The sequence below is a fragment of the Acetobacter syzygii genome, from assembly GCF_000964225.1.
Classification (GTDB): Bacteria; Pseudomonadota; Alphaproteobacteria; order Acetobacterales; family Acetobacteraceae; genus Acetobacter; species Acetobacter syzygii.
In genome coordinates this window covers 1-904 of sequence record NZ_BAMZ01000046.1, presented here as the reverse complement: position 1 = coordinate 904, position 904 = coordinate 1, and the positions used below count along the sequence as shown (strand labels likewise).

The window sequence follows — 904 nt, the reverse complement described above, 5'->3', positions numbered from 1 at the left end:
CCCTTACTGATCGACGAACTGTTCCTGCCCGACGATACCCATTTGCGTTACACCGAGGCGCTGTGCATCGGCCATAACGTGAATGACGGTTTTGTAGTCTGCCAGCCTGTTGGGCTGGATATGGAACTCGGGCTTAGGCTGGGCGGAAGCAATCTCGCGCAGGTGTGCCTGCAGGTCGTCCTCCCCATTGACCGGCTGCCCGTTCCAGGTAATCGAGTTATCAAAATCCACCACAAGGGTCACAACCGGAACTTCCTCCGTGGAAGGCGGCGGGTTGCCCTGCGGCAGGTCAATGGCAACGGATTGCGTCTGCAACGGGATGGTGATGATCAGCATGATCAGCAACACCAGCATCACGTCAATCAGTGGCGTGGTGTTGATATCAACAATGCCTTCGTCTTCCGTTGTGCTCTCCGACCCGACATTCATGCCCATGATCAGTTACTCTCTTCGCTCCTGCCCCCCACACCCTCTGGCACGGGGGGACGGGGGCCGTGGCCCGCCGTTATCAGTTGGTCTTCGGCTTCTCGGTAATGAAGTCGATATGATAGATGCCAGCCTGCTGACATGCCGCCACCATCCTGCCCACCGTCTCATACCGCGCCTTCATGTCGCCACGGATCTGGATCTGGGGCTGCGGTTTGAGCACAGCCACTTTTTCCAGATGGTCCAGAAGGTCCGCCTGGTCCTTCAGCTGGGTTTCATCCCAGAAGGCTTTCCCATCCGCCGTCACCGCCAGCACCACGTTGCTCATCTTCGTCTGTGTGGGCTGGTTCATGTCGCGCGGCAGGTTGACCTTGACCGTGTGGGTGGCCACCGGAATGGTGATCAGGAAGATGATCAGCAGAACCAGCATCACATCCACCAGCGGTGTCGTGTTGATGGCGGAGACGACTTCGTCGTC

Annotated in this window: 2 protein-coding genes; both read right to left on the bottom strand. The window is 58.2% G+C overall.

The features are described from left to right. Positions 1-3: 3 nt before the first annotated feature. Positions 4-435 (bottom strand): ExbD/TolR family protein, encoded by a 432-nt coding sequence (locus Absy_RS11500; RefSeq protein ID WP_048854900.1) that lies wholly within the window; start codon positions 433-435, stop codon positions 4-6. A 73-nt stretch (positions 436-508) separates the two neighbouring features. Beyond that, on the bottom strand, positions 509-904 hold a 396-nt coding region (locus Absy_RS11495; protein ID WP_245614833.1), incomplete at its 5' end, for an ExbD/TolR family protein.